Annotated in this window: 23 protein-coding genes; 19 read left to right on the top strand and 4 right to left on the bottom strand. The window is 48.6% G+C overall.

The window, feature by feature from the left end; translation table 11 throughout:
* Positions 1 to 30: 30 nt before the first annotated feature.
* Genes AC27IB_RS06380 through AC27IB_RS06335 form a run of 10 tightly spaced genes read left to right on the top strand, consistent with a single transcriptional unit; the run spans position 31 to position 8350 of the window.
* Positions 31 to 294 (top strand): phosphopantetheine-binding protein, encoded by a 264-nt coding sequence (locus tag AC27IB_RS06380; protein WP_296045188.1) that lies wholly within the window; start codon positions 31 to 33, stop codon positions 292 to 294.
* 59 nt (positions 295 to 353) lie between these two features.
* Complete coding sequence (locus tag AC27IB_RS06375; RefSeq protein ID WP_296045190.1) at positions 354 to 1532, top strand: beta-ketoacyl-ACP synthase; 1179 nt, start codon at positions 354 to 356, stop codon at positions 1530 to 1532.
* Position 1533: 1 nt separating this feature from the next.
* Complete coding sequence (locus tag AC27IB_RS06370; protein ID WP_296045192.1) at positions 1534 to 2346, top strand: beta-ketoacyl synthase chain length factor; 813 nt, start codon at positions 1534 to 1536, stop codon at positions 2344 to 2346.
* Positions 2347 to 2353: 7 nt separating this feature from the next.
* Positions 2354 to 3925, top strand: coding sequence for an NAD(P)/FAD-dependent oxidoreductase (locus tag AC27IB_RS06365; protein ID WP_487119677.1), 1572 nt, complete (start codon positions 2354 to 2356; stop codon positions 3923 to 3925).
* Complete coding sequence (locus AC27IB_RS06360; protein WP_487119675.1) at positions 3925 to 4515, top strand: COG4648 family protein; 591 nt, start codon at positions 3925 to 3927, stop codon at positions 4513 to 4515. The genes AC27IB_RS06365 and AC27IB_RS06360 overlap by 1 nt, the downstream gene beginning before the upstream one ends.
* Entirely contained in the window at positions 4508 to 4894 is a 387-nt protein-coding gene (locus AC27IB_RS06355; RefSeq protein WP_487119673.1) for an ApeI family dehydratase, read from the top strand. The genes AC27IB_RS06360 and AC27IB_RS06355 overlap by 8 nt, the downstream gene beginning before the upstream one ends.
* On the top strand, positions 4891 to 5640 hold the full coding sequence (locus AC27IB_RS06350; RefSeq protein WP_487119671.1) for a glycosyltransferase family 2 protein: 750 nt from the start codon (positions 4891 to 4893) through the stop codon (positions 5638 to 5640). The genes AC27IB_RS06355 and AC27IB_RS06350 overlap by 4 nt, the downstream gene beginning before the upstream one ends.
* Positions 5637 to 6647: a lysophospholipid acyltransferase family protein gene (locus AC27IB_RS06345; RefSeq protein ID WP_487119669.1), complete on the top strand. Its 1011-nt coding sequence runs from the start codon at positions 5637 to 5639 to the stop codon at positions 6645 to 6647. Before AC27IB_RS06350 ends, AC27IB_RS06345 begins: the two co-directional genes overlap by 4 nt.
* Positions 6648 to 6649: 2 nt before the next feature.
* On the top strand, positions 6650 to 7102 hold the full coding sequence (locus AC27IB_RS06340) for a hotdog family protein (protein ID WP_296045208.1): 453 nt from the start codon (positions 6650 to 6652) through the stop codon (positions 7100 to 7102).
* Positions 7103 to 7114: 12 nt separating this feature from the next.
* Positions 7115 to 8350, top strand: a complete 1236-nt coding sequence (locus tag AC27IB_RS06335) for a beta-ketoacyl-ACP synthase (protein ID WP_487119667.1) — start codon at positions 7115 to 7117, stop codon at positions 8348 to 8350.
* A 58-nt stretch (positions 8351 to 8408) separates the two neighbouring features.
* Here AC27IB_RS06335 and AC27IB_RS06330 read toward each other — a convergent pair whose 3' ends face one another.
* Positions 8409 to 9779 carry an AMP-binding protein gene (locus AC27IB_RS06330; protein WP_487119665.1) on the bottom strand — a complete coding sequence of 457 codons (1371 nt, stop codon included), beginning with the start codon at positions 9777 to 9779 and terminating at the stop codon, positions 8409 to 8411.
* Between the two features lie 258 nt (positions 9780 to 10037).
* Here AC27IB_RS06330 and AC27IB_RS06325 point away from each other — a divergent pair, with 258 nt between their 5' ends.
* From AC27IB_RS06325 to AC27IB_RS06290, 8 genes are read left to right on the top strand one after another with little or no spacing between them, the layout of a single operon-like run.
* The gene (locus AC27IB_RS06325) at positions 10038 to 10976 is read left to right on the top strand and encodes a chorismate transformation FkbO/Hyg5 family protein (protein ID WP_296045218.1); all 939 of its coding nucleotides are present in this window, start codon (positions 10038 to 10040) and stop codon (positions 10974 to 10976) included.
* Positions 10977 to 11007: 31 nt separating this feature from the next.
* Positions 11008 to 11811, top strand: coding sequence for a lysophospholipid acyltransferase family protein (locus AC27IB_RS06320; RefSeq protein ID WP_296045221.1), 804 nt, complete (start codon positions 11008 to 11010; stop codon positions 11809 to 11811).
* Between the two features lie 16 nt (positions 11812 to 11827).
* Positions 11828 to 12082, top strand: coding sequence for an acyl carrier protein (locus tag AC27IB_RS06315; protein ID WP_296045225.1), 255 nt, complete (start codon positions 11828 to 11830; stop codon positions 12080 to 12082).
* A gap of 6 nt (positions 12083 to 12088) precedes the next feature.
* On the top strand, positions 12089 to 12508 hold the full coding sequence (locus AC27IB_RS06310) for an acyl-CoA thioesterase (protein WP_487119662.1): 420 nt from the start codon (positions 12089 to 12091) through the stop codon (positions 12506 to 12508).
* Complete coding sequence (locus AC27IB_RS06305) at positions 12501 to 13190, top strand: LolA family protein (protein ID WP_487119660.1); 690 nt, start codon at positions 12501 to 12503, stop codon at positions 13188 to 13190. The genes AC27IB_RS06310 and AC27IB_RS06305 overlap by 8 nt, the downstream gene beginning before the upstream one ends.
* A 16-nt stretch (positions 13191 to 13206) precedes the next feature.
* Complete coding sequence (locus AC27IB_RS06300) at positions 13207 to 15519, top strand: MMPL family transporter (RefSeq protein ID WP_487119658.1); 2313 nt, start codon at positions 13207 to 13209, stop codon at positions 15517 to 15519.
* Entirely contained in the window at positions 15509 to 16240 is a 732-nt protein-coding gene (gene fabG / locus AC27IB_RS06295) for a 3-oxoacyl-ACP reductase FabG (protein WP_487119656.1), read from the top strand. Before AC27IB_RS06300 ends, fabG begins: the two co-directional genes overlap by 11 nt.
* A 58-nt stretch (positions 16241 to 16298) precedes the next feature.
* Complete coding sequence (locus AC27IB_RS06290; RefSeq protein ID WP_487119654.1) at positions 16299 to 17111, top strand: hypothetical protein; 813 nt, start codon at positions 16299 to 16301, stop codon at positions 17109 to 17111.
* A 49-nt stretch (positions 17112 to 17160) separates the two neighbouring features.
* Here AC27IB_RS06290 and AC27IB_RS06285 read toward each other — a convergent pair whose 3' ends face one another.
* Positions 17161 to 17985 (bottom strand): alpha/beta fold hydrolase, encoded by an 825-nt coding sequence (locus AC27IB_RS06285; RefSeq protein ID WP_487119652.1) that lies wholly within the window; start codon positions 17983 to 17985, stop codon positions 17161 to 17163.
* Between the two features lie 338 nt (positions 17986 to 18323).
* Here AC27IB_RS06285 and AC27IB_RS06280 point away from each other — a divergent pair, with 338 nt between their 5' ends.
* Positions 18324 to 20345, top strand: coding sequence for a methyl-accepting chemotaxis protein (locus AC27IB_RS06280; protein WP_487119650.1), 2022 nt, complete (start codon positions 18324 to 18326; stop codon positions 20343 to 20345).
* A gap of 105 nt (positions 20346 to 20450) precedes the next feature.
* Here AC27IB_RS06280 and AC27IB_RS06275 read toward each other — a convergent pair whose 3' ends face one another.
* Together AC27IB_RS06275 and AC27IB_RS06270 are read right to left on the bottom strand one after the other, a co-directional pair.
* Positions 20451 to 22358 (bottom strand): putative bifunctional diguanylate cyclase/phosphodiesterase, encoded by a 1908-nt coding sequence (locus AC27IB_RS06275; protein ID WP_487119648.1) that lies wholly within the window; start codon positions 22356 to 22358, stop codon positions 20451 to 20453.
* A gap of 80 nt (positions 22359 to 22438) precedes the next feature.
* A complete protein-coding gene (locus tag AC27IB_RS06270; protein ID WP_296045248.1) occupies positions 22439 to 24058 on the bottom strand; it encodes an NAD(P)/FAD-dependent oxidoreductase in 1620 nt (539 codons plus the stop codon).
* Positions 24059 to 24144 lie beyond the last annotated feature (86 nt).

The following is a 24144-nucleotide window of genomic DNA, read 5'->3' as shown; positions in this document are numbered from 1 at the left end:
AAAGCGTTCATAGTAAGGACAGTATCAACTATGGCTACACAGACAGAATCAGAATTAAAAATGGCTCAGCTTATGGTGGAAGCCTTGAATCTTGAAGACATGGAAGCGGACGAGATCGATCCGGAAGAACAATTGTTCGGTGACGGGCTGGGACTGGACTCCATCGACGCACTGGAAATTTCACTGGCGATTTCAAAAGAGTACGGGGTTCAAATTAAAGCAGAAGACGAGGGCACGCGAGAAGCGTTTGCCACACTGAGAAGCTTAACTGCGTACGTAGAAAACAAAAAATGAGAAGAAGGCCTGTAAAAGGTCAAGGTTAATCCCCTCTGCCACCGCAGGCCCCCGAGCAAATGAAAATAGATATCATCGATTACGAAACCTGCTCAGCAGCCGGTTTAAACCTCAAGGCGTTAAGAACTTCTCTTAAACATCACGACAGCGGGCTCATTAAAAACAATCTGCCGGGTTCAGATCTGGATACCTGGATAGGCATTGTAGAACAGCTCAGCGACGTGAATGATTTAGGTCGTTGGCAAAGCCGCAACAATGCACTGGCAGCGCTCGGCTATGAACAAGGCAGTATCCGTCAGACAGTCTCAGCGGTAATCACCCAATATGGTGCAGCCAGAGTGGGGCTGATTATGGGGTCAAGCACCTCCAGCATTGATCGCACAGAAACGGCCTACACCAAACTGGATGAGTCAGGACAGTTAACTGAAGAGTTTAAGCAGCCGTTAGTGCACAACCCTCATGCACCCAGCTTGTTTATGGCACACCTGACTGGCATAACTGGTCCATCACTCACCATCAATACAGCTTGCTCCTCGTCAGCCAAGGTCTTTGCCACGGGTGCCCGATGGCTCGAATCCGGCATTGTTGATGCCGTGCTGGTAGGCGGCGTGGATACATTGTGCTTGAGTGTATTGCATGGCTTTAATTCTTTACAGTTGTTATCTCCAAACCCGTGCAAGCCTTTCGACCAGCATCGTGATGGTATTAACCTGGGGGAAGCATCCGGTTTTGCGGTACTGCAAAGGTCCGGCGAAAACAGCAACAGCAGTGGTATCAGCCTGACCGGTTATGGTGAAAGCTCAGACGCTTACCATATGTCACACCCTCACCCCGACGGTCTGGGAGCCCGGCTTTCAATGACTCAGGCGCTTGAACAGGCAAAGCGGCAAGCTGCCGAGATTGATTATATTAACCTGCATGGTACGTCAAGCCGCGCCAATGATCTTATTGAAGGGCAGTTAATTTCGGAGTTATTTCCCGCTACAACGCAATGCTCATCCACCAAAGCCTGGATGGGGCATACTCTGGGTGCGGCCGGAATAACCGAAGCAATCATTGCTATGGATACCCTGAATACCAATATCATTCCGGGTTCAAAAAACCTGGAGACCCTCGATGAGGCGTTGTCCCTTTCGATTAAAGCGACTGACCAACACAAAGTATGTCAGCACGTTATGACTAACTCCTTTGGATTTGGCGGCAACAACTGCACGCTCTTGTTTAGCAGGTCAGAATAAAATGCAGGCAAAAAAACTAACAGGCAAAATTGCAGGTATTGGCGCCTGGGGTAGCTACTTTGATAGTTGGGAAGCGCTACAGCAATTGCTTGGTGGCGAACCCTTACCCGAAACCAAAAACAAAGGCCCTAAACCCACTATCATCCCTGCCAATGAACGTCGCCGGGCACCATTGCCTGTGCGTCTGGCGGTAGAGAGCTCATGGCAGGCAACCCAGTCGGCCGGCCTTGAACCGGATACGCTGACATGCGTATTTGCATCCGGGTTAGGTGATACAGAACTCACCGACTACATGTGCAAAACCTTAGCTTCTGAACATAAGGAATTATCGCCAACCAAATTCCACAACTCTGTTCACAATGCACCGGCAGGCTACTGGACAATCAGCACCGGCACTATGAGTGCTGCTAACTCTGTAGCGGGATATGAAGAATCAGTCCCCTTAACGTTGCTCGAAGCCCTCATTCAGTGTGTTACTGAACACAAACCGATGCTTGTTACCTTCTACGATGCTCCGGTAGCAGACGTGCTTAAGCCAATTCTGAGTAATCAGGAGACATTCGCATTTTCGTTGGTTATTTTACCTGTGGACGCGGAGATAGAGGGCATTGAGGTTACCGCTGAGGTAACCGCAGCAGAGCAACCGAACTGGCCAGCACTACAAAGCAACAGTGATTACATCACTTCAATGTACGCAGACAACCCAAGCGCTAAAATCTTATGTCTGGCAGAGTTAATAGCAACTTCAAACGGCAGTAAGTCAGTGACCATGCCCCTGAGTCAGGGCACGTCAGTGTCTTTCACCCGTACGTAGGTAAGTTATGAAACACATTAATACGGATATTGTCATCGCAGGCGCCGGGCTGGCCGGAATGAGTCTGGCGCTGCAAATACTTAACCGCACGCCATCGTTAAGCATTACGATCGTCGAAAAGCATACTTTTCCGGTTCACGATACCACCGCAAAGGTCGGCGAATCGACCGTAGAGATTGGCGCCCATTACTTTACCGACGTGTTGGGACTCGACGCCCACTTTAAAGAAAAACACCTGCGCAAATATGGACTACGTCTGTTCTTTGGCAATGTGGACGGCGACTACAGCGAGTACGATGAGCTCGGGGTAAGTGAACTTTTCGGTATACCGGCTTATCAGATTGAGCGCGGTACATTAGAAAACTACCTGTATGAGCTGCTCACCAATAAAGGGGTAAATATCGTTGACGGTGCCATGCTGGGTGACATCACACTTGGTGATAAACAACACACCATTGAATGTACCCAGGGTAACGAAGCCTTTACTTTTACTGCACGATGGCTGGTAGATGCCGCCGGTCGTCAGGCCTTGCTGAGAAATAAGTTACAGTTGCAACGTCCCACCGGCCATCAGGGCAACGCGGTATTTTTCCGAATCGACAAGCGTGTCATCATTGATGAGTGGTCTGCGGATCCGGCTTGGCAGAGCCGGGTTACTGAGCCCGGCAAACGCTGGCTGAGTACCAACCACTTAATGGGGCCGGGTTATTGGATTTGGATAATTCCACTGGCCTCCGGTGCCACCAGCTTTGGCATTGTTATGGATGATCAGGCCCTTGCCGACAGTGGCATTGAGTCATTTGAAGACACTATGGCATGGCTCGAAAAAGAGCATCCACTGTGTGCCAAAGCGATTCAGGGCGCTGAACTGCTCGACTTTAAAGTGATGCAGGGTTATTCCTACGGCTGTAAACAGATGTTTAGTGATCAGGGCTGGGCAATGACCGGGGAAGCCGGCGCATTCGCCGATCCATTCTACTCACCGGGTAGCGACTTTATTGCGCTGAACAACACCTTTGTTACGCATCTGATCGAGCGCGATTTAAAAGGTCAGGACATCCGCTTCGAGAGTGTTTTGTTCCACAAATTTTACGACGCCTTTTTTACCAACACGCTGTCACTTTACAAAGACCAGTACGGTGGCTTTGGTGACCGTAAAATGATGTCGGTTAAGCTGGTTTGGGATTACACCTATTACTGGGGGGTTTTTGCCCTGCTCTTCTTTACCGATGCTATCGGCGATATTGAGACCATGCGCAAAATCACGCCGGATCTCATGAAAACGCAAATGCTGAACCAAAGAATGCAAAAGCTGCTTAGCGAACGCGCCAAAAAGCGGTTGGTTCTGCCGGCCAAGGGCGTATTTATGGACCAGTTCCTGGTGCCCTGTTTAGGCGAACTGAATGATATTCTGAAGGAACCGAATGTTGATATAGCCAAAACACTGGCTAAGAACATTGCCATAATGGAAAAAGTGGTGCCGTACTTTGAAGACATGCTAAGTGATAATGCATCAATGGATATCAATGAGGAAGAACGGGCTATTCTGGGTGATTACAGGTTAAGCGTGCTGGCCTGATGAGCAGTGGTGTACCGCGCAGCCCAAAGGATTTACTGCCAGTACTGATTTTTCTGGTCACCCTTGCTTATCCATTTTTGGTGTACTTAAACATCGATTCGATTGAGCCGGGTTGGTTTGGTGTGGTATTGCTCTTGCTGGCAGTATTTCGCCTTGTAGTAGCGGGAACAAAGCGCCAAAGCAGCGACTGGCTTATTACCGCGGTAATCGCCGTTTTCTGCAGCGTTATTATCATCCTCGAAAGTGAAATACTGCTGAAATGCTACCCTGTGATGATGAGCCTTGCCATGGGCCTGGTGTTTCTCTTTTCACTGAAGGACAAGCACAACCTTATTGAACGGTTTGCCGCTGCCGGAGGCAAACAGCCACCAGCACAAGCTCGCGGCTATTTGCACAAACTCTGCATAGCCTGGGGTGTACTGTTATTGTTAAATGGTGCAGTGGCGGCCTGGACGGTGTGGTTTGCCAGTCTGGCTGTATGGACCTTATATAATGGGTTACTATCCTACCTGCTCATTGGCGGATTCGTTGTGATTGAGCTGGTGTACCGAAATTACTATAAAAAGAAGCATAATATTGTCGATGAGTAACCAAGCGCAGGCTTTAAACGCCTTGTTTAAGCCCTCACAAGGGCCACAAATCCTCAGCGTTGATTCGGCTGATAACACTGTACTGATTACACTGCATGTTCCAAACCAATTAAGCTGGTTTGACGGCCACTTCCCTGAACAAAAAGTGCTGCCTGGCGTTGTACAGGTGGATTGGGCGGGTAAACTGGCCCGGGCACTGTTTGTTAAGGATGATGCCTTTCAACAACTGGCTAATATCAAATTTAAAACCATGGTGATGCCGGATACCGCCATGCAGCTTGAATTAAGTTTCAACGCGGCAAAACATAGCATCAAATTTACTTTTTTTAACGAAACTGACTCATTTTCTACGGGCAGTTTTAAGTTTATTCCATCATGAAATACTGCATCATCGTTCCGCATTATAAACACGAAGTGTTGTTTGAAAAATTTCTTCCGGCACTGGCATCTCTTAACCTGCCATGCATTGTTGTTGACGATGGCAGCGGCGAGCGCAGTGTTGAAACAGTAAAAAAGCTGCTGACTGATTATCCTGACTTTCATTTAGTTCAACACCAGACTAATCGCGGCAAAGGCGCTTCTGTGATCACGGGTTGTTATCATGCCAGTGCCATGGGTTTTAGCCACGTATTGCAACTCGATGCCGACGGTCAACACAATATCAATGACGCGCAAAAACTGCTTGATTACAGCAAGCAGCATCCTGATTCATTTATCTCGGGTCAGCCATACTTTGATGAAACCGCGCCGTTTGCCCGCAAATACGGGCGCAAAATCACCGATTTCTGGGTCGCCCTGGAGACGTTGTCGTTTAAAATTAAAGACGGGTTATGTGGATTTCGCGTGTATCCGATAAAACAGATTGAGCGCGTATTTGATAATTACTATCTCGGCCCGCGCATGGATTTTGACCCCGAATTACTGGTTAAGGCTGTGTGGGCCGGTATTGATCTGCACTTTATTCAGACCAAAGTCATTTATCACGAAAATACCGTGTCGCATTTTCACTATCTGAAAGACAACCTGATGCTTATCAGACTTCACGTCAGACTGATGTTTGGCATGCTGATTCGCCTGCCTAAGTTGCTTTATGTGCGCCTGAGTTCATTACTTGGTAAGTCATGACAGTGGTGGAAAGAAATAACGATATCCACCAGGATCACTGGTCGCAAACCAAAGAAGCGGGCACCCTGGCCGGCATGCGGTTTGTGTACTTCCTCTACCGGCTGTTTGGCCGCTGGATATTTACCCTGATCATGTATCCTGTTGCCCTGTACTTTGTACTCTGTCGGCCAGACCAGCGCAAAGCCTCGCTTAAATATCTCAGAGCCCATTACCGTTGCAAGCCGGCAGCGTGGCCGAAAAAGCCCGGCTACTGGCATGTGTTGTTACATTTTCACCACTTTGCAGAGGTTATCTTAGATAAGCTGCTCGGCTGGCTGGATGAAATTAAACAAAGTGACTTTGTTCTCGCCTCTCCAGAAGCCGTTGATAAACTTTTAGAGGATTCACGCGGACAACTGATTATAGGCTCACACTTTGGCAATCTGGAATTTTGCCGGGGCTTTATGCACCGCTATAACCACCACAATAAAATCATTAATATTCTGCTTTACGATAAACACGCAGGCAACTTTGTCAGGATGATGCAAAGTCAGAATGATGCGTCGCGTATGAATGTCTTTCAGGTTGATGAGTTTGATGTAACAACAATTATGATGCTCAAGGAGAAAGTCGACGCTGGCGAATGGGTATTTATTGCCGGTGACAGAATTCCGCTAAGTGGCGTAAACCGCACCGTCGATGTTAACTTTCTGGGCGCCCCCGCGCCGCTGCCAATTGGCCCTTATATGCTGGCCAAAGCGCTGGCCTGCCCGGTTAAACTGATGTTTGCTTATCGCAGTCCTAAAGTTAACCAAAAGGTCTTGTTCGATGTCTCTGAGCTGTGTGACACACTGGAGATTAACCGCAAAACAAGGCAGCAGGACCTTACCGGTTATGCCCAGCAGTTTGCCAACAAACTTGAGGAGCACTGCCTTGAGTCACCATACCAGTTTTTTAATTTTTATGACTTCTGGCAACCCGGCACAGATTATTCGCAGTTAACCGGCCACAAACAGGAAGGGGTTTAGTAGTGCTTGATTCACGCTTTGACAGTCGGTTATTTGAACTCATACCTCACCGACCGCCGATGTTGCTCATTAATAAAGTGCTGAAGGTCGATGAAAGATCCTCTTCCTCGTTAGTTCTGGTTGATGAGGATTCACCTTTTTTTGAACCTGGTTATGGTGTGCCTGCCTGGATAGGCCTTGAGTATATGGGCCAGACAGCGGCGTTGATTGCCGGTCATCAGTTGCAACAGGGGCTGGTATCGCCCCATTTGGGCTTTCTCCTGGGAACCCGCGCTTTTAAAGCTGAGTGCAGTTATTTTGAAAAAGGCGAATATTCGGTGCGTTGCGAAGAAAAAGCAATCGTCGGTGACGGACTTGCAACGTTTGACTGCTTCATTGAAAATTACGACAAAACTTCACAAACAATAAAATGTCTGGCGACAGCCAGTTTATCGGTATTTCGCCGTCAGATATAAAAAGGATGTACCTTGAGTAACCATAATTTCAGGCGTGTCGTCATTACTGGTGCAGGCGTTGTTTCTGCACTGGGCGATGACTGGGCACAAGTCAAAGCCACTATCGAGTCGAACAAGTCTGCCGTTTGTTTTATGCCAGACTGGCAAAAATACGAAGGACTGGGCACTTACCTCGCTGCGCCTGTGCACAATTTCGAGTTGCCCTCCCACTATACCAAGAAAAGAAAGCGTAGCATGGGCAGGGTTGCTCAATTGGGCGTACTGGCCACCGAACGGGCTCTCGCTGATGCCAACCTGCTTGATGATCCGGTCATTCGCTCAAAAGCCACAGGGGTTGCCTATGGCTCAGCGACAGGCAGCAGCCAGGCGGCATTAGAATTCGCCCCAATGCTTGAAAATATGTCAACGTCGCGCATTAACAGCAGTACTTATTTGCGTATGATGACGCACACTGCAGCGGTCAATATCAGCGTGTACTTCGGCACCCAGGGGCGTATGCATACCACATCGAGTGCCTGTACGGCGGGCAGCCAGGCTATTGGATACGCTTATGAAGCAATTCGTTTTGGCAAACAGGATGTGATGATCGCCGGTGGCGCTGAGGAATTGTGCCCTTCACAAGCCGCCGTTTTTGATACGCTGTTTGCAGCAAGTACCAAAAATGACACACCGGAGGCCACCCCCCGCCCCTATGACAGAGACCGTGACGGCCTGGTTTTGGGCGAAGGTGCCTGTACTCTGATCCTTGAATCCTACGAGCACGCGAAAGCCAGAGGCGCAAACATTCTGGCTGAAGTGAGCGGTTATGCCACTAACACCGACGGCACCTTCCTGGTAAAACCAAACCTGGAAACGGTTACCCGGGTAATGACCGAAGCCATGGAAGATGCTGAGGTAACGCCGGAACAAATAGGCTACGTGTCTGCACATGGCACAGCCACGCAACACGGCGACATTGTTGAGAGTCAGGCAACCTATCAGGTTGTAGGGGCAAAGCCGGTAAGTTCGCTTAAGAGTTTCACCGGACACACTCTGGGCGCTTGTGGCTCTTTTGAAGTATGGGCAACAATCAATATGATGAAGGACAAGTGTTTTGCGCCAACGCTGAACCTGGATAATATTGATCCGGAATGCGCTCCGCTGGACTACATTCAGCACGAGTGCAGAGAGATAACCACGGATTACTTTATGAGTAACAATCTGGCCTTTGGTGGCATTAACACTTCACTCATTATAAAGCGCGTATAACTTTGCTTGAGCTTAACAGGGAGAACGAGTCTTCCTGTTAAGCTCAATTAATATTGCTTCAACTGCGCGGCTTTCTTAACGATGCATGGAGCGCATCAATGTTTTTCCTTAACAATTTGCCGTTGGGCTCCCGCGGTAAAGCATCCACCACATAAACCGGGCGCGGCACAAACGCGCTATCCAGATGTTGCTTTAAGAAAGCCAGCAAGTCGGCTTTTTGAACACCGTCTTTCAACGCCACAATGGCAACCAGTCGTGTTACCTGATTGGCGTCTTGTGGATAAAAGACAATGCCATCTTCCAGCCCTTTAAAGCGTAATAGTGTCTGGTTAATAGTAAATAACGAGCCGCGTTTTCCGGCAATTTTCACCAGATCTGACGCCCTGCCGGCAAGCACAAAGCGATTATCCGCCTGAAACTCTATAACATCCTGTAAAACAGTCGCTTCCGGCAGGTGTTCTGCAGTGACTGTTGTGGTGCCAGCCTGCTGACCAAAGTGTATCCCGGCGAACTTCAGCCAGCTATTTTCAACGGCGGTTTGACGCACCGCCATCGAGCCGACTTCACTGCATCCATACACTTCTCTTAGCGGTGCCGAAAAGGCTTCTTCAATCTCTTTAGCAAGCTCAACCGTGAGTGGCGAAGTGGCACATAATACCGAATGTAAAGGCTCCGCAGACTCAATACTGGCATACAATGCCCGCAAATGTACCGGCGTTGAGACCAACATTCGTGGTGCAGGCAGCATATCAAGCGCGGCCAGAATATCCTGAGGAAAAAGCGGTTTTGCATCGCTCATACAAATATCACTGAACATGGCCAGCAATACCGACGTCTCAAGTCCCCACATATGTTGCGCTGGCATGGTCGCCAACTGATAAACCGTAGCCGGACTATCCGGCACCATAAATTCATAATTAATAGCGCTGCTGCGATGCAGGGTATGCCAGTACTTAAAATTAGGCTTGGACTTTCCGGTAGAGCCCGATGTAAAACTAATACAGGCCAGCTGATCATCTCCAATCATTGGTACAGAGGGTTGAGTATGGCCGTCTGAAGCGAAAGAAACACTCAGAATATTCATGGCAGGTATGCCCGCCATTACATCGCTGCCATCATGAATGATGTAGCACCCGGCATAATCTTCACTGAGTTCTTTTTGCGTAGCAGTATTTTTATTCGGGGGCAGCAAATTAACATCGCCGCGCAGGATTGCCGCGCAAAATCCCACTAAAAAAAGATAGCGATTCTCACAAAGGTTAATAGCGTACTTACCGGCAGGCAGACTCTCAGCCACACGGCACACGTGGGCAACAAACTGATTTGTATCGATAACACCGCGGCCCAGCCCGAGCGCTTCTATCGGTTGAGTTAAATAAGCAATGTGGTCGCTTGGCTTGCGTGATACCAGGGGAAATGTATTTGACATGAAACTTATAATTTTAATTGTGACCTGAATACCGACCGGCCTAGCGTCCTTGCCCGTATTCGCTTTATTTTCGATATTCGCTAGTTTAAACTACTGCAAAATTAAAAACTAACATTGTATCAAGGAATGATTGCACAATAATCGCAACATTGCTGATCTTCGACACCGGACCAATCTTCGACAATACCAGGATGGTTCTTCACATTTACCGGCAGAAAATCTGCTCTTTTTCAGAGTATCATCACATTTAGTTTTATCATGCTAAAACAACAGTTCATTTCCACACCAGTAAAAGAAGTACTTGCGGACGATTACACTTTAGCGGTTATTCCGTTAGCTAAGCAGTGTGAACCCTTTGAAGCCGGAATGATTACCACTGGCCTGGAAGGCATAGCCGCACGGTCAGCCAGTGAAGTGTGGACAGTTTCGCTGCCCACAGAGAGAGGACAGACAGGCAACACTTACTGGTCGAAAACCAGTGAGCTAATCTGCCTCGCCCACTGGCTTAGTAAAGATGAATGCGAAAATATTGAGTACTCTACGCAAAAAGCGTATGAGTCAGTGTTATCAGTAATGACTGAGCATGGGTTTTCTTATCCGTTTCGCTTTTGGAATTATCTGCCTGCCATTAACGCAGGGACCGGCGATGACGAACTGTATAAAAAGTTCTGTACCGGGCGCCTCAAAGCCTTTGAGAATGCAGGCCTGACACCCGCCAGTTTTCCTGCTGCATCAGCACTTGGCCACCATTCTGATGGGGCGGTTATTTATCTGTTTGCCAGCAACCAGGTACCGCAGCATTTTAAAAATAATCATCAGGTCAATGCATATGAATATCCCCGTCAGTACGGGGTCAGCAGTCCGTCATTTGCCCGTGCGACCGCAGTCAGCCTGAACGCAGTTAACTATCTGTTTATTTCGGGCACTGCGAGTATTACCGGCCATCAGACGCTGGGCGAAAACGATCTCGAAAAGCAGTTAGAAGTAACCCAAAGCAATATAGAGCACCTGCTTACTACGGCGAATCCTGAAAGCCTGTCATTATCAACGTTCAAAGTGTATGTACGCCACCCCGATGATGTGGCATTTACACGCAACTGGCTGGAAGCCCGCTACCCGGGCGTTGAAATGCTATTTACCATTGCAGACATATGCCGCAAAGAATTACTGGTCGAAATAGAATGTTTCTGTATTTAGCAATTCGCCAGCGTTGTAACGGCAGGGCCTGATGATGCAACTGACCCGCTTGCGTAAAGTGTGGCAAATTAGTTCCGCCGCATTCTGTTATTTTCTGTTTGGACTCGGCGCCCTGATTGTGGGCATTTTTTTCCGTTTGCTAAGCCCGTTGCCTTTTATCCCGGCCGCCAAAAGGCAACATATGATTCGTTGGAGCGTGCATAAAGGTTGCTTAACTTTTATCAGGATCATGCGCTTTTTTGGCTTGATCCGATACACCTTTGACGTGGACTCAATGAAGCAGGCTCGCACCGGGCATATAGTGATTGCCAATCACCCGTCTCTTATTGACGTTGTGTTGTTGCTGGCGGTGAATGAACAGATGTGCTGCTTTGTGAAAAGTGCGGTGTGGGAGAGCATTTTTACCGGTGCCGTGGTGCGTCAGGCAGGCTACATCCCCAACAACGCTGAGCAAGTGTTGCCCATGGCAGCCGCTAAGCTGGAAGCCGGTGAGAATATTTTAATTTTCCCGGAAGGCACTCGCACCAAGGAAGACAGTGTTATTCGGTTTAAACGCGGTGCTGCTAATATGGCCGTCGCTGTTAATGCGGCTATTATGCCCATAGTGATTGAATGCCACCCCAGGGCGCTTAAGAAAGGCGATAAGTGGTACGATATCCCCCCTGGCGGTCCGAAATTTAAGTTAACCTCGAAAAATCTGATTACCCTTGAAGATTGTATTGACACAAGCCTGCCAAGGCCGAAACAATACAGACAACTCACAAGTTATCTGGAAAGTTATTACGAACGTCAGCTTATTGCGGTTTCAGATACAAACATACCCTCTGAAAAATAAGAATTAGTGAAATAATATGAACACAGAAAAAGAAAATATCCTTACACAAGTACGTGAAACCCTGGTGGAACTATTCGATCTTGAGCCGTCTGAAGTGGTACCAGAAGCAAAGCTTTACGAAGATTTGGATATCGATAGTATCGATGCCGTAGACTTGTTAATTGATCTGAAAAAGTCTACCAAAGTGGATCTTACCCCTGCACAGTTTAAACAGGTTCGCACCATTCAGGACGTTGTTGACGTATTAGCCGAACTATCAGTTAAGGCGTAACAGGCCATGAAAAAAGTAAGCCTGGATATTGATATTCCTTTTTTTGACGTTGATGCGTACCGGGTTGTCTGGCATGGCAATTACCCCAAGTACATTGAAATGTCCCGCTGTGCATTATTGTCGGAGATTGGTTGTCCTTATAGCGTGATGGAAGAACATGGTTTTTTCTTTCCTATCGTTGATATTCAGGTGAAATACGTTAAGCCATTATTATTTGAGCAAAAAGTGGTTATCGAATCATGGCTGACTGAGTGGGAAAATCGCCTGAAAATCAGTTATGTCATTAAAGACAAAGCAAGTGGTGAAATATACACTAAAGCCAAAACCACCCAGTTTGCGGTAGCGATGCCAGACCAGATCACCCAGTTTGAATCGCCGCCTTTTCTGGTTGAAACGATCAATGCATGGCTAAACAAGCATGACTAAATCTTGGCCGGGGGTTATTTTCTGTGTGCTGCTATGTGGCTTAGTACCACGTCATGTACAGGCCTCCCCTCGTCAGCCGGATGAAGCAGCACTACTGGCGGAGATCTTTCCGTCTGGCTGCCATTTTTCGGGGCATTTTTCGCAACAGAAGACCATTCAGGGCGTACCGGTACCTCTCTCATCAACCGGCGACTTTTACTATTCCTGTGATCTTGGTTTGGTCTGGCACACCCAAACGCCTTTTAATGAAGCCATTCTCTACGTAAACAGTAGCAATAACTTCAGGGCTGATGCCGACGGCGCACTGACGCCGTTAACCGGCACCACCCGATACATTATGTCGAATATTTTTGTGCGTTTACTCAAGGGTGATACCGGCTATTTTATTGACGAATTTGCCATTTCACCGGGCGAGCAGAGCGGGAGGGTGACATTACGCCCCGAAAGTGAATACATTCGTAAAGGACTCGATACCATTATGGTAAGCAAAACGACCGACCAGGACAAAGGCGTGTCACTGAATATCGAGGTGATCGATGCTACCGGCCAGCTCACCAATGTAGTGATTAGTGCAGTTGAGCAATATACAATCAACGGTAAACGAGCAGCTTACGAACAATGCGAGAGCCTTTATTCAGACACTACATGGTGTCAGGTGTTACGATCTCCCTCGCGCTACTGACCGGTAATTGTTACTCATGAAAACCCTGCTGTTGCCGCTCACGTTTATCCTGGTTGTCATCCTTAGTGCTGCTTTATTTGTACTGAATATCCAGCACCTTCAGATAGATACAAATCTCAATGATTTAAACCCGACGCAAATTAGCGAACCGGGCTTAAAGAAGGCTATCGACTCCTTAACCAACGATATTAGTCAGCGCTTTATGGTGGTGATTAAAGGCGAAGATAAAACCGCAGTACTCAACAGCAAAGCAGCCCTGCAAGACAAACTCAATGCACTGCCAGAATTAACCGTTATTGAGGATACCGCCCTGCAAAATGAGTATCTCGACGTATTATCTGCTTATCGGTTTCACCTGTTGTCAGACGACCAGCGCCGGTCACTTGAAGTAAACAGTCACCAGCAAATCGCAGACCGTGCATTGCGCAAACTTTATCAGATTGGTGATGGTGTCAGGCTTATCCCTTTCGAACAGGATCCGCTGGGTTGGTTTTCAGATTATCTGCTGACCAATTTTGACAACCAGGATATGCCCTTTCAGTCGTCGAATTCAGAAACACTAAACCAAATCACGTCTTTTTCCGTGATGTTCAGCACCTTTCCAAGCGGTATGTCGGCGCAACAGTCTGTGTATAGCCGGATCCAGGTCCTTGAGAAGCAAATCAGCGAGCAATATAACGTTACTGTTTTACGCTCGGGAATGTTCTTCTTTGCCGTAGACTCAGCGCAATCGGCAAAAGCCGATATTCAGCTTATTGCGATAGGCTCCGTGGCTGGCATATTGCTATTAATGATGTTGGTGTTTCGCTCATTGCTCCCACTATTTTTGTCGCTAAGTTCCATCGCCATTGGAGTAGGCTTTGGAGTGATTACCAGTACTGTGGTTTTCGGTTCCATTCACGTCCTGACCATCGTCTTTGGTGCCAGCCTCATCGGGATTGTGGTCGATTACTCATTACATTACTTTTACCATTATCTGGCTCACCGGCACGTGTCAAACACAGCTCACTCAAATGTGTTGTTTCGGGCTATGCTGCTGAGTGTCATCACGTCGTTGGTGGGATACGGTGCATTGGGTCTGTCTGATCTGCTGATCCTGAAGAAAGTTGCCTTATTTTCCTGTTCGGGCCTGGCGATGGCCTGGTTAAGCGTTATGTTATTGGGCCCGCTGGTTATTCGCCGACCTATCGAAGCGCGTCAGTCACTATTAAAAAGCATTATTCATGGATGTCAGAAAGTCCTGGCACAGCGCCCTCGCCTATTGGTGCTTACCGGGCTCATTCTAAGCTGTGCCTGCGCTGGCTATATTTATTCTGGTAACCCCAAAACCAATGACGATCCGAGGCGCTTTTTTCACGTTTCCGAGTCCTTATTGAGCCAGGAGCAGGAAGTCGCTAATTTAACTCAGATTTATGAACCTGGACGCTATTTGCTGATCCGGGGCAATACCCCTGAGGCGATATTTACCGCTCTGGACGCTATCAATGCCGCTCACGGTGTTGAGCCCCATACCATAACCAGCGTGGCAGACTATCTGCAATCCCCGCAACAACAACTCAATAACTATGCACTGCAAGCGAAGCTGTACGAGGATGGCGGCGCCCTCGATACGTTCGCCGCTACCATTGGCATTGCCCCAAAAGTCAGCGAGCAGGTAAAGCAGGATTATAAACTCGCTGCCGGCAACCCTCTTCGCTTTAATGAATTACTCAGGCACTTGCCCTCTTTACCACCTTTGTGGTTTGAGCATGAAAACACCATTTACAGCTTCGCCCTGATTAAAAAAGGCAGTGATCTGGCAGCCATCGAAACGGCCAGCACCACTATTGATGGCGTGGAATATGTCAATACACTGGCCAATGCCAGCAAAGCATTAAAAGCCCAGCGAGAAACCGGCACAACACTGCTATTTTTAGCTTATGCGCTGATTGCCCTGTTGGTTGGTGCTTACTATCGAAAAATGTCAGCCGTGTTACTGTTACTTATCCCTGCTTCAGCCAGCCTCATAGCCATCGCACTGGTTAGCGCACTGGGACACTCCATCAATGTGTTCCATGTCATGGCGTTATTTTTAGTACTTGGTCTGGGCATGGATTACATTATATTTGCCAAAGAAATGGCCAGCCACCCGGACACCACTCAACAGGCTATTTTGCTGTCAGCCGTTACCAGCCTGTTATCGTTTGGACTCCTCGCATTCAGTTCAATGCCGATTGTTCAGGCCTTTGGTAGCATTATCCTCATTGGCAATACGATTAATTTTATAGCAGCAATCAGCCTGTTTAATACCAGTCAGACTACACACGAGAAAGGAAATTATGGCCGATAAAAATCGAATTCTGGTCACCGGAGCCAGCAGTGGTATTGGTAAAGCAACCGCTTATAAGCTTGCCGAGCAAGGGTACGCCATCGCTGTACACTACCGCAGTGGCAAAGCTTCAGCCGAACAGGTAGCCTCGGATATTATTCAAAGTGGTGGCACAGCCGTTACAGTGCAGTTTGATATTGCTGACCGGGAAGGCACGAAAGCGGCGATCGAAAATGATATTGAACAAAACGGTGCTTACTATGGCGTGGTTTGTAATGCCGGTGTCACCAGGGATACCGCGTTTCCGGCGATGACCGGCGAGGAGTGGGATGGCGTTGTACATACCAACCTCGACGGCTTTTACAACGTTCTGCAACCTACCATTATGCCTATGATCCGCTTGCGTAAGGGCGGCCGAATTGTCACGCTATCATCGGTATCCGGGCTAATGGGTAACCGGGGCCAAACTAACTACAGCGCCTCTAAAGCAGGGATTGTAGGTGCCACTAAAGCATTAGCTATCGAACTTGGTAAACGTAAAATCACGGTCAACTGTGTTGCCCCCGGTGTCATCGAAACCGGTATGATCGAAGGCGCAGTGGCAGACGAAGCTAAAAAAATGATCCCACTGGGGACATTTGGTCACGTCGATGATGTGGCAAATACCATCAGCTTTTTAGTGTCAGACCAGGCAAAATACATCACCCGACAAGTTATCAGTGTTAATGGTGGGATGTACTAGGCGAAGTCGCCTGCCCCACCTATTTTAAAAATAGTGATCTCATAAAAAGGAGTTTCCAATGAGACGAATCAGCGCTGCCTTTATGGCTTTTACGCTCTCTTTCAGCACGATGGCCGAATTGGCTGGCGACCAGCGAGACATAGCAAACCAGTTGCTATCAGGTGATTTAGGGCAGTTAAAAGCCGCCTCCCAACGTATCTTTAAAGAAGAAATCAACAATCCGGAATTGTTAGACATTGCCGCCGAAATTCTGCTTAACAAATATCCGGAAGCCTATTCCAGCGAGGTTGACACCCTGGCATGGCTTGCGCGTGCCATTGGCTCTTCAGAAAATGGCCGCTATTACGGTGTGCTGTCAGAAGTGGTTAGCAAAACGAAAATCAACAAACTGGAGCGCCACGCGGATAAAGCACTGGATAACTTACCCGGCGCATCCGGTGAGCAGTATGTGGCGGGCATGTACACGCTGCCAGAAGGCGCTTTCGAAAAAGAAGAATCGTCAGAACTGGTGGCCCGTTTAAAAGAATTGATGCTGGCAGGCGATCTCGCTTCGTTAAAGCAAGCAGCCAAAGAGATTGTTAGCACCAGAACCGTTGATCAGGAGCTCACTGATATTGCCGCAGAGGCTTTACTGCGCAATTACCCTTCGGCAACCAAGGCTCATATTGATACCCTGGCATGGCTAACCAATGCCATTGGCAGCACAGGCCTCGCGCGCTATAAGCAGGTGTTGCAGGAAGTCGAGGACAACAGCGATTTCAGAAAACTGCGTAAATACGCAGAAAAGAACAAAGACAAACTGGCCGAAGATAACGTTGTGCAATATCAGGCTGGTATGTTTGACCAGCCCATGCCCGATTACACTTACTAACATGATGATGGTTGGCCAGAGAAAGGTGACTTTGTCTGGCCATCATGCTTTATTGCCCTTCGAAAATTGTTTGCTTTCTTCTGGGGTAGCGACCCAACACTTCCTCACCTGGCTCCCAGAAGGGTAACTGGCCACTGAGCACAGCAGTGCGATAGTAGTGAATTGGCCACATATGCGCAGTCCCCTGATACTTTTTGTCTGCTAGTCTTAGCGCACTAACGTCAAAGGTATGGGTATGCTCTACCGGGACATTACTGCCAGGAACGTTATCATGAATATCAATATAAGCGTCGCTAACGTCTGCGCAGGACCCAAAGTGTTGTGTCCCGTAATGCCACTGAAACCCACTGTATGGCCCTAACGGATCAAGGTAAGTGGTTTGCACAAACACATCAGGGTTGAGTTGCTTTAGCGTTTCACAGTAACCATAGGCCATAAACGCGCCAGCGCTGTGGGCAATCAGGTGGACCTTTTTTAGCTGGCTATATTCAGCAAGGTCTTCTCCGAGTTGATGGCCTATTCGGCGGGCATTATTGGCAACCCGAAAAAGGTTAGTTGAATAGTCATACCAATCGATTGTTGCCACCTGCTGTTTATCCGTTAATACCGATGTTTCAAGCGCCTTTGCAAAAGCCGTTGGCCAGGTATCCGGGGAATCGTCTTTACCGTGAATTAAAATGATCAGTTCATCTTTCTGCTCACTGACAACTGGCGCTTCAACGTCGAACGTCAAAGGCCAGGGAAAATAAGAAAAGACCACAAAGCCCAGAGTAACCACAAAAAAAGGGATGGCCGGCCAGACGAACAGGATCACCAGCCAGGATTTTACAGTGCGTTTATAGATTACGTTGTTTAAAAATGTCCACTTCGCCATACGTCAGGTTCCAATGGGATATCAACCCAAAATACGCTTTGTCTGTTACGCAAAGGCTCACTATAGCACTTGTATCGCCGGGATTTCCGAATAATAGCTTATCGCCATCACTTGCTTGCTGATACGAAAAATAAATAGTTAAGAATGAGTAAAAGTAACATAGTACAACAATGTACAAAGCGTATTTCAATCACTTCAGATATATTTCAAGACCACCTTTACTGACGAAAGGGGCACTTTTAGCTGCTGTATATTTGGCGCCAATCTGGTATAACAAATAAAACTATAATAATAATAAAATCAAAGTTGCCTATAAAAATAACAACAAGAATGCGCTTATGAAGTCTATGTCTCTGCAACATAAATTTATGCTTATTGTTGGTGGCGCCATGTCACTGGTATTGTTAATTGCGGCTACGATCCTGCTGAACTTTGTCAGCGAACGAGCCCGGACCACAATCGAAAATGATGTACTTAGCCTGGTAAATACAGAAGCCCAGGCCATTGAAGGCTTTTTTTGCACCTATGGTGGTGTGGCCCGCAGTTTTTTAAGCAACCCGTTTATTCAGACCTTTTTTGCTGAGCACGAGGCGCGTGGTGCCAGCGAATCCTCATTACCCGACTCCGATAAGATCTACAAAACCTTTCAGCAAATTAGCAGCGCTGATGACAATATAAAATCGGCGTTTTTCGGCTCAGCCAATACCGGAGAGTATTTTTACGAAGAAGGCCGGGTTGGTGTGGATACTGAAGGAGCGGATGCCGGCGATCCTACAAAAGGCTACTTTGCCACGGCCCGCCCCTGGTTTAAAACTGCGGTCAGTCAGGGCGGGCTGTATGTCACACCGCCGGCCGTTGACTCCCAGGATGGCAGCATTTCTGCCGTGGTGCAGTCGCCCGTTTATCGCAATGGCACCTTGCTGGGTGTAGGCAGCGTAGATATCCTTATCAGTACCATCGCGGGTGTGCTCGACGATATTCGCTATGAAGGTCAGGGGGTCGCCTTTTTGGTTGATGAAAACCAAAATGTGGTGTACTTCCCCAAGACCGGCGATACGCTGGATATCAGCTCTCCTCTGGCTTTATTCGATACCGCATTCAATGATTCAGAAGGCTTTGCGGCGCTGGCCACTGCCATGACGGCCAACACAGAAGGGACAGTCGATGTCCGTTGGCAGGGTAAGGATTATTACGCAACGTATCGCCACGCCCGGCTCAGCACGCCTGAAATGAACTGGACGCTGGGATTTATACTGCCACAAAGTGTGATAGCAGAACCCATTCAGCATGCCATCCTCGTTGCCGGGATCCTGGCGTTAGTTATTATCGGTATTCTGGTTTCGATAACCTATGTGGCAAGCACCCGTGTTACCCGTCCTATTTTGCAAATGAAAGAAGCCATGGCTGATATTGCCTCGGGTGAAGGGGACCTGACCAAACGTCTGACAATCACCAGTCGGGACGAGGTCGGTCAACTGGCCGAACAGTTCAACCTGTTCACCGATAAACTGCATCATTTACTGATAGAAGCGGCCCAGAGTACCCAGGCGGTAGCGGACGCGGCAGAGAATTTAAAGGAGCTATCTCAAAGTACCAGTGATGAAGTACGCCAGGAGCAGCGCCAGGTTGACTCGGTTTCCAGTGCAGTAACGCAAATGGCGACTATGGTTCAGGAAATTTCCGCCAATGCGTCGCAGTCCAGTGATGCCGCTACCACAGCAGAGCAACAGGCTAATGATGGGATGCAGCTGGCCAATAGCGCCCGCGGCGAACTTCAGCAACTGGCAGAATCCATTAATGAAGCGGTACAGGTTGTAGGTGGATTGTCGCAGGAGTCGGAAAACATCGGAGCTGTAATTGATGTTATCAACGGTATTGCTGAACAAACGAACCTGCTGGCGTTAAACGCGGCAATCGAGGCTGCCCGGGCTGGCGAACAAGGGCGCGGCTTTGCAGTGGTCGCCGACGAAGTGCGCTCACTGGCCTCTCGCACGCAGGATTCCACCGATGATATTCGTAAAATGGTTGAGCGTTTACAACATATGACCTCGCAAACCCAGACGGCCATGCAGGAAGGTCAGAAGAAATCGGAGCAGGGTGTGGAACAGGCGCAAGAAGTGGCCACATCACTAAGTCATATCAGTGAGTCAATCAGCACTGTGCAGTCGCAGAGTACGCAAATAGCACAGGCAACCAGCCAGCAAACCAGCGTTGCTGAAGAAATTAACCGCTCGTTGGTGGCCATCAGCAATGTCAGTGATAAAGCCAGTGACAACGCCGGCCAGTTAGCAGCCGATGCCACTCGCTTAAGTCAGGTGGCGGGTGAACTGCGTGAAGTTATTAACCAGTTTAAGTTGTAGCAAACCGATACACTTTGAGCAGTTGCAAGTTGTGTGGGGCGGGTAATTGAATCCCGTTGCTTGCCCCGCCGGCTTCAACCACAACAGGCATTCTTATGACTTGCTTTAAGTCAGTGACTTGAGCTGCACGGTAATGTCTGTGGCACTTAACGGCTTCGACCAGTGATAACCCTGCCCTAAATTACACCCCATGTTCAACAGCATCTGTCTGGTGGCCTCATCTTCTATGCCCTCTGCGATGGTGTTCATCCCCAGACTGCTGGCCATAGTGATCATGGCTTGAACTAACGGTACATCGTTGTCATCACTGGTTAGTGGATGAATAAACGAGCGGTCTATCTTTAAAGTAGAGGCATTAAACCTGCGTAAGTAAGCCAGGTTTGAATATCCCGAGCCAAAGTCATCGATAGCAATGGTAATGCCTAGATCGGTAAGTGCTGTAAGTTGCGCCACAATCCCCGAAGATTCATTGAGAAAAAGTGACTCTGTTAACTCAATTTCCAACGCTTCAGGTGGCAAGTTGGCCCGTTGTAACGCGCGCTCTACATGGCTTTGTAATAAACCGTCGTTGAATTGTAAGGCCGAGATATTCACCGCCACTCGCAGGTCAGACAAACCGCTCAGGCGTTGCTCAGCACAAAATAAGCATGCCTGCTCTAACACCCAGCTGCCTAGCGTATTGATCACTCCGGCGGTCTCCGCCAGAGGAATAAAAATGTCAGGCCCAATCATTCCACCATCAGGCTGAGGCCACCGTAACAATGCTTCTACGACCAGAGGCTGCTGTGAATTCAGGTCAACGATAGGCTGATAGTATAATTCAAACGCATTGGCACTGACCGCACTGCGCAATTTTTGCAACAGTTTAAAACGCTCTTCGCTAAGCTCGTCCTGCTCAGGGGAGTAATAGCGGTACGTATTACGGCCATCGCTTTTTGCCTGATACATAGCAATATCAGCTTTGCGACAAAGCTCTTTGAAGTGTTCGCCATCTTTGGGCGCAACAGCAATGCCAATTGAAGACGAAATCACCACCCGGTTTTGCAACAACTCAAACTCTTTGGCACATTCCAGGAGCAAGCTGTTCACAAACGCCTGCAGCGCATCATTGTTCTCACAATCGCCGGCGCAGGGTGTCAGCACTAAAAACTCATCGCCACCAAACCGGATAAGGTGCTGCCTTTCGCCAAGGTGGTCGCCGAGACGCTGAGCAAGCTCTTCCAGCAACACATCGCCGGCCACATGGCCAAGTGCATCGTTAACCGGTTTAAAGTTATCCAGATCCAGAAACAACATAGCCAGCTGGGTATTATTGGTTTTACTCTGCTCCAACAAATGTTGAAATAACAGTTCACCGTGTAATCGGTTAGGCAATTGCGTGAGAGGATCGTGATGTGCCAGATGCTGAATTTGCGCGCGACTGAGCTGAACTTTCTCATTTTCACTTTGTAGAGAGTTCATTAACTGTTTGATATCGCGAACCAATACATAAACGCTGAAGCCAGTAATAATAAAAATAACCTGCACAAAAATCAGGTGCTCCCAGCTGACCTTTGGCGTACTGGGAGTAACATAGCCACCCAGATTAAGCCACACCAGCACCGAGCATTGCACAATCGTTAGTGTAAGCAACGTGCTGAACAGCCCCACGCCGCCGAGAATGGCGGCAAAGATCAGTAGGCATGGGTAGCCAATTATGGCGATATCAAACAGCCCTGCGCCCACTAAGGCCAGGGCGAATAACATGGCCGACATAGAACTCAGCAGTACAAAGGAAGAGGCTTGTGACTTGTGCTTGTAGGCCAGTAAAAAGGCCAGTACCAGAGAAAGCAGACCAGCGGAAAAAATGGTTAAGGCGACGCCTCGGGCAACCAATACCGATGCCACCAGGCCTAACGCACTCACGCCACAGATTTGTAATAACCGGTGTCTGCGCACCCGAGCCAAAGCACCAATAGAATTGGTATCGACGACAGTCTGTACGACAGTGTCTGGTGTATTGGGGTTATCCATTTCAGTGGCCTGTGAATGCTCACGATCTACTATAGCACCAGGAACCCCTGGGCTCTATACTCTGCGAGCAAGTGAAGTTATTAATGGTTGTTATCAAACGCCAGCGCCAGCGCCTCAGCGACCCGAATACCATCAATACCTGCCGACCAGATGCCACCGGCATAGCCTGCGCCCTCGCCCGCCGGATACAACCCTTTCACATTAATGCTCTGGTAGTCTTTATCACGTTTTATGCACACCGGCGATGAGGTGCGGGTTTCAACGCCGGTCAGGGTGCCATCGGCTTTAGCAAACCCTTTAATCTGGCGGTCGAATGCCGGAATGGCTTCACGAATGGCCTGAGTCACATAGTCGGGCACCACTTTGCTTAGATCGGTTAACGTAACGCCCGGCGTGTAGGACGGGGTGACTTCCCCCAATTCGGCACTTGGTTTATCTGCCAGAAAGTCGCCAATTAACTGTCCCGGTGCGTTGTAATTCTCACCGCCGGCTTTAAATGCCAGTTCCTCAAGGCGACGCTGTAATTCGATACCCGCCAGTGGATGACCTGGATAGTCCTGTTCCGGCGTAATCCCCACTACAATGGCGCTGTTCGCGTTACGCTCGTGCCGGGAATACTGACTCATGCCATTGGTGACCACGCGGCCGGGCTCAGATGCAGCGGCTACTACTGTACCGCCCGGACACATACAAAAACTGTAAACCGTGCGGCCATTTTTACAATGATGGACCAGTTTATAATCTGCAGCGCCCAAAATGGGATTCCCGGCGTTATCCCCAAACCGGCAATGGTCAATCATGCTTTGTTCATGCTCTATCCGAAAGCCAATCGAAAACGGTTTAGCTTCCATGTAAACGCCCTGGTCATACAGGTTTTGAAAGGTGTCGCGAGCACTGTGGCCAAGGGCCATTATCACCTGTTTACATGCCAGATAACTGCCGTCTGACAAATGCAGCCCTTTTACGCTGTATTGCCCCTCTTCTTCATCGAGATCCAGTTTTTCTACCCGACTGGAAAAGCGGATTTCGCCGCCCAGATCAATAATCTGCTGGCGCATTTTCTCGACCATGCTAACCAGTTTAAAGGTCCCTATATGCGGCTTACTGACATAAAGAATTTCTTCCGGAGCGCCGGCTTCAACGAACTCGTGTAACACCTTACGCCCGTAATGCTTGCGGTCTTTCACCTGGCTGTATAGCTTGCCGTCGGAAAACGTCCCGGCACCGCCTTCGCCAAATTGTACGTTGGATTCCGGATTGAGCGGCTGCTTACGCCAGAAGCCAAAGGTATCTTTGGTGCGCTCACGCACCGCCTTACCCCGTTCCAGCACTATGGGTTTAAACCCCATCTGCGCCAGGATCAACGCCGCAAAAATCCCGCACGGGCCCAGCCCTACCACTACCGGGCGGTGAGTCAGGTTTTCCGGTGCCTGAGCAACAAACTTATAGGTCATGTCCGGGGTAACCCGAACCTGAGTATCCTTGGCAAACTTCGCAAGTAAGTCAGCCTCACCTTTCACCTCAACATCCACCGTATAAATCAGCTGAATATCCCTGTTGTTCCGCGCATCGTACCCGCGTTTAAACACGTTAACGTGTAACAGGTCTTCAGCGGAAATTGCCAGCTTTCTGACAATCGCTTCAGCGAGTGCTGAGTCGTTATGATCAAGAGGAAGTTTTATATCGGTTAAACGCAACATGAGGGAGGATCCTGGTTCGCCGGACAGCCTGTCTGTCAGAGCGGCTATAGTTTAATGCAGTTGTCACCAATCCGGTAGCCATTGTG

The organism is Alteromonas sp. 4NH20-0104, assembly GCF_057547795.1.
Note: the sequence above shows the minus strand (reverse complement) of the source record. Positions and strands in the feature narration are given on the sequence as shown.

Bases quoted from the DNA above. Each gene is read 5' to 3' on its own strand.
- AC27IB_RS06380 (WP_296045188.1), top strand. From the start codon at position 31: ATGGCTACACAGACAGAATCAGAATTAAAAATGGCTCAGCTTATGGTG.
- AC27IB_RS06375 (WP_296045190.1), top strand. From the start codon at position 354: ATGAAAATAGATATCATCGATTACGAAACCTGCTCAGCAGCCGGTTTA.
- AC27IB_RS06370 (WP_296045192.1), top strand. From the start codon at position 1,534: ATGCAGGCAAAAAAACTAACAGGCAAAATTGCAGGTATTGGCGCCTGG.
- AC27IB_RS06365 (WP_487119677.1), top strand. From the start codon at position 2,354: ATGAAACACATTAATACGGATATTGTCATCGCAGGCGCCGGGCTGGCC.
- AC27IB_RS06360 (WP_487119675.1), top strand. From the start codon at position 3,925: ATGAGCAGTGGTGTACCGCGCAGCCCAAAGGATTTACTGCCAGTACTG.
- AC27IB_RS06355 (WP_487119673.1), top strand. From the start codon at position 4,508: ATGAGTAACCAAGCGCAGGCTTTAAACGCCTTGTTTAAGCCCTCACAA.
- AC27IB_RS06350 (WP_487119671.1), top strand. From the start codon at position 4,891: ATGAAATACTGCATCATCGTTCCGCATTATAAACACGAAGTGTTGTTT.
- AC27IB_RS06345 (WP_487119669.1), top strand. From the start codon at position 5,637: ATGACAGTGGTGGAAAGAAATAACGATATCCACCAGGATCACTGGTCG.
- AC27IB_RS06330 (WP_487119665.1), bottom strand. From the start codon at position 9,779: ATGTCAAATACATTTCCCCTGGTATCACGCAAGCCAAGCGACCACATT.
- AC27IB_RS06325 (WP_296045218.1), top strand. From the start codon at position 10,038: ATGCTAAAACAACAGTTCATTTCCACACCAGTAAAAGAAGTACTTGCG.
- AC27IB_RS06320 (WP_296045221.1), top strand. From the start codon at position 11,008: ATGATGCAACTGACCCGCTTGCGTAAAGTGTGGCAAATTAGTTCCGCC.
- AC27IB_RS06315 (WP_296045225.1), top strand. From the start codon at position 11,828: ATGAACACAGAAAAAGAAAATATCCTTACACAAGTACGTGAAACCCTG.
- AC27IB_RS06310 (WP_487119662.1), top strand. From the start codon at position 12,089: ATGAAAAAAGTAAGCCTGGATATTGATATTCCTTTTTTTGACGTTGAT.
- AC27IB_RS06305 (WP_487119660.1), top strand. From the start codon at position 12,501: ATGACTAAATCTTGGCCGGGGGTTATTTTCTGTGTGCTGCTATGTGGC.
- AC27IB_RS06300 (WP_487119658.1), top strand. From the start codon at position 13,207: ATGAAAACCCTGCTGTTGCCGCTCACGTTTATCCTGGTTGTCATCCTT.
- fabG (WP_487119656.1), top strand. From the start codon at position 15,509: ATGGCCGATAAAAATCGAATTCTGGTCACCGGAGCCAGCAGTGGTATT.
- AC27IB_RS06290 (WP_487119654.1), top strand. From the start codon at position 16,299: ATGAGACGAATCAGCGCTGCCTTTATGGCTTTTACGCTCTCTTTCAGC.
- AC27IB_RS06285 (WP_487119652.1), bottom strand. From the start codon at position 17,985: ATGGCGAAGTGGACATTTTTAAACAACGTAATCTATAAACGCACTGTA.
- AC27IB_RS06280 (WP_487119650.1), top strand. From the start codon at position 18,324: ATGAAGTCTATGTCTCTGCAACATAAATTTATGCTTATTGTTGGTGGC.
- AC27IB_RS06275 (WP_487119648.1), bottom strand. From the start codon at position 22,358: ATGGATAACCCCAATACACCAGACACTGTCGTACAGACTGTCGTCGAT.
- AC27IB_RS06270 (WP_296045248.1), bottom strand. From the start codon at position 24,058: ATGTTGCGTTTAACCGATATAAAACTTCCTCTTGATCATAACGACTCA.